This window comes from Actinosynnema sp. (assembly GCF_052038725.1).
In genome coordinates this window covers 1-3,936 of the sequence record NZ_JBQGCX010000278.1, presented here as the reverse complement: position 1 = coordinate 3,936, position 3,936 = coordinate 1, and the positions used below count along the sequence as shown (strand labels likewise).

General features: G+C 71.8%; 4 protein-coding genes. 3 read left to right on the top strand and 1 reads right to left on the bottom strand.

Annotated elements, in window-relative coordinates; genetic code table 11:
* Positions 1–697: IclR family transcriptional regulator (locus ACTUAL_RS05475; RefSeq protein ID WP_440899476.1), on the bottom strand; the 697-nt coding region annotated here is incomplete at its 3' end.
* A 136-nt stretch (positions 698–833) separates the two neighbouring features.
* Here ACTUAL_RS05475 and ACTUAL_RS05470 point away from each other — a divergent pair.
* From ACTUAL_RS05470 to ACTUAL_RS05460, 3 genes are all read left to right on the top strand, one after another.
* Complete coding sequence (locus tag ACTUAL_RS05470) at positions 834–1,820, top strand: Bug family tripartite tricarboxylate transporter substrate binding protein (protein WP_096497901.1); 987 nt, start codon at positions 834–836, stop codon at positions 1,818–1,820.
* A complete protein-coding gene (locus ACTUAL_RS05465; protein WP_440899475.1) occupies positions 1,817–2,434 on the top strand; it encodes a tripartite tricarboxylate transporter TctB family protein in 618 nt (205 codons plus the stop codon). The genes ACTUAL_RS05470 and ACTUAL_RS05465 overlap by 4 nt, the downstream gene beginning before the upstream one ends.
* Positions 2,434–3,936 (top strand): tripartite tricarboxylate transporter permease (locus ACTUAL_RS05460; RefSeq protein ID WP_440899474.1); only part of this gene is annotated, 1,503 nt, incomplete at its 3' end. The genes ACTUAL_RS05465 and ACTUAL_RS05460, both read left to right, overlap by 1 nt.

Genomic DNA, 3,936 nt, shown 5'->3' with positions numbered 1-3,936 from the left:
CGTCGCCGAACCGCACCGTCGGCCCGCCCAGCGCCAGCACCACCGGCCGCCCCCGCCGCCGACCGCCGACCTCGGGCACCGGAACCGCCAACCCCGTGTTCCCCGGTTCCCGCTGCCCGTGCGTCAGGCACCACCCGCGCTCCGCGACCTCCGCGATCACCGCCCGCATCCCGTCCACGTCCGAACTCACCTGCGGCAGCAACGCCTCCAACACCGCCGTCGACTCCAACGACAGCAGCACGTAAGCCGCAGACCCCACCGCGAGCGGAAGCTCGTCCCCCGGCTGCACCACGTGCCGCAACGTGTTCGGACTCGGCGCCTGCCCCACCACCACCCGCCGCACCCCGCTCCGCACGTACAGGCTCACCGTCTCCCCGGTCTCCGCCGCCAACGCCCGCATCCGCGCCGCAGTGGCCTCCGGCAGCGCCCACGCCGCGTCCGCGAACGCCGCGAACGCGATCAGCGCCGTCCCCACCCGGACCTGCCCGTCCGCCGCGCCCTGCTCCAGCAGCCCCTCACCGGCCAGCGTCTCCACCAGCCGCAACACCGTCGTCCTCGGCAGCCCGGTCTCCCTGACCAGCTCCGCGACGCTCAACGACACCCGCTCCGGGGTGAACGCGCGCAGCACCCGCCACGCCCTGCTCACCGCGCGGATCCCGCCGCCGTCGCCCTCGACGGCCGTGCTGCTGGCGGACATGTCGTCTCCTGTTCGTGATTGCACTCACTCGGAAGACATGCTTACCATCAGGCGGTCAAGGTTGTCCACCAGGCGGACGCTAGCCGTCGGGCGACCGGGCAACCCACCTCACAAGCCGGATCACAAGGGAGTGATCGTGCCGAGAAAACGCCTCGCACTCGGGGTCCTGGGGGCCGTGGGCGCTCTCGTGCTCACGGGGTTCGCCGCCGTGGACGCCAGCAAGTCCACCGCGGGGGCCACCCCGCGCTCCAAGCTCACCGTCATGGCCCCCGCCGCGCCCGGCGGCGGCTGGGACCTCGCCTCGCGCGAGTTCCAGCAGGCCCTGCGCGGCGAGTCGATCGTGAACAACGCCCAGGTCGTCAACGTTCCCGGCGCCGGGGGCACGATCGGCCTCGGCCAGTTCGTCGAGATCGGGCCCGACCCGACGCAGCTGATGATGACCGGCACCGTGATGGAGGGCGCGATCACGGTCAACAAGTCCCCGGTGAACCTCCTGGACACCACCCCGATCGCCCGCCTCGCCGAGGACTACGAGGTCTTCATCGTCCCGGCCGACTCCCCCTACCGGTCCCTCACCGACTTCATCGACGCCTGGAAGCGCGACCCAGGGGCCCGGCCCGTCGGCGGCGGCGGTCTGGGCGGCACCGACCACCTCCTCGCCGGTCTCGCGGCCCGCAGCGCGGGCATCGCCCCCGAGCAGATCAACTACATCGCGTTCGCGGGCGGCGGCGAGGTGCTGACCGCCCTGCTCTCGCACACCATCGAGGTGGGCATCAGCGGCTACAACGACTTCCGCGACCAGATCGAGGCCGGAACCCTCCGCGCCCTCGCCGTGTCCGCCGAGGAGCCCGTCCCCGGCATCGACACCCCGACCCTGATCGAGCAGGGCGTCGACGTCGCCCTCCCGAACTGGCGCGGACTGGTCGCCCCACCCGGCATCACCGCCGAGCAGCGCCAGGAGCTGATCGACATCGTCACCGAGATGGCGGGCACCGCCGACTGGGAGGACGCGCTCCAGCGCAACAAGTGGGTCGACAGCCTGCTCACCGGCGACGAGTTCACCGACTTCATCCGCGAGGACCAGGCCAGGGTCGACGCGATCATCGAGGAGCTGGGCCTGTGACCACGCAGCCTGACACCGCACCCGCCGAGCGCGGGGGCGCCACCGACTTCCTGCGCCGCCGCACCGGCCTGGTCATCCCGCTCCTCCTCCTGGTCACCGGGATTGTCCTCGCCATCGGCACCCTCACCATGGAGGTGCCGCGCAACGCCGCCTCACCAGGCCCGCAGCTGTTCCCGACCCTGATCGCGATCGCCTGCCTGGTCTTCGCGGTCCTCATGACCGTCGACGTCCTGCGCCGCCCGGAACCGGCCCGCACCGCGGACCCGTCCCACCCCGCCGAGTCCGAGCCCGCCGCCACCGACACCGTCCTGGTGGAGAACACCACCCCCGACCACGAAGACCACGAGGCCCACGAACCAACCCGCTTCCGGGGCAACCACAGCGCGGTTCTCCAGTTCGTCGGCACGATCGTCGTCTTCATCGTCATCCTCAACCCCCTCGGCTGGCTCCTCTCCGGCGCACTCCTCTTCTGGGGCTCCGCCCGAGCCCTCGGCAGCCGCCGCCCCCTCTTCGACCTGTTCCTGTCCCTGGCGATCTCCTCGATCGTCCAACTGGCCTTCTCGGCGGGGCTCGGCCTGAACCTGCCCCCCGGCATCCTGGCGGGAGTGTTCTGATGGACCAGTTGGCCAACCTCGGTCAGGGCTTCCTGACCGTCCTGACCCCGATGAACATGCTCTGGGTCTTCGTCGGCGCCCTCCTGGGCACCGCCGTCGGCGTGCTCCCCGGACTCGGCTCCGCCATGGCGGTCGCGCTCCTGCTCCCCGTCACGTTCTCGCTCGACCCGATCGGCGCGTTCATCATGTTCGCGGGCGTCCTCTTCGGCGGCCTGTTCGGCGACTCGATCTCCGGCATCCTGATGAACACCCCCGGCAACAGCACCGCGATCGCCGGGTCGATCGAGGGCCACCGGATGGCCAAGTCCGGCCGGGCCGCCCAAGCCCTCGCCACCTCCGCGATCGGCGCGTTCGTCGGCGGCATCGTCTCCTCGGTCCTCGTCGTCTTCTTCGCGCCCTCCCTCGCCCAGCTCGCCACCCTCTTCGGCCCCGCCGAGTACCTGGCGCTCGCGGTGTTCGCGTTCGTCGCCATCTCCGCCGTGGTCAGCGACTCGGTGCTGCGCGGCCTGTCCGCGCTGGTGATCGGACTGGCCATCGCGCTGGTCGGCATCGACGGCATCTCCGGCGCGTCCCGCTTCACCGGGGGGATGCCCGAGCTGTTCGACGGCGTCGACATCGTCGTGATCACCGTCGGCCTGCTCGCGCTCGGCGAGGTCATCTCGGTCGCCGCCAAGCGCGGCACCAAGCAGGACAACGAGATCATCCCCTCGTCCGGCCGCTTGTGGTTGTCCCGCAAGGAGTTCCGCCTCGCCACGCCCGCCTGGCTGCGCGGCACCGCCATCGGCGTCCCCTTCGGCATCATCCCGGTCGGCGGCTCCGAGGTCCCCACGTTCCTGGCCTACGGCACCGAGCGCAGGCTCGCCACCCGCCGCGGCGACCGGATGTTCGGCAAGGGCGCCATCCAGGGCGTCGCCGGTCCCGAGGCAGCGGGCAACGCCACCGCGGGCACCGCCATGGGCGCGCTGCTCGCGCTCGGCCTGCCCACCTCGGCCACCGCCGCCGTGCTGCTCGCCGCGTTCCGCCAGTACGGCCTGCAGCCCGGCCCGCTGCTGTTCGAGCGGGCCAGCGAACGGGTCTGGGCGCTGCTCGCCAGCTTCTTCGTCGGCATGGTCGTGCTGCTGATCCTGAACCTGCCGTTCGCCCCGCTCTGGGCCAAGCTCCTGCGGGTCCCCCGCCACTACCTCTACAGCGGCATCACCGTGTTCGCGGTGCTCGGCGTCTACGCCACCAGCAGCAAGATCCTCGACCTGGTCCTGGTGCTCGCCATCGGCCTGCTCGGCTTCGCCATGCGCCGCTACGGCCTGCCCGTCGCGCCCGTGCTGATCGGCGTGATCCTCGGCCCGCTCGCGGAGACCGAGTTCCGTCGCGCGCTCGCCGTGAGCGGTGGCGACGCGTCGATCTTCGTGTCGCACCCCATCCCGATCGCCCTGTACTCCGTGCTGCTCGTCGCGCTCGTGCTCGTCGGCGTGCAGCGGCTCCGCAACGTCCGCGACCGCGAGAGG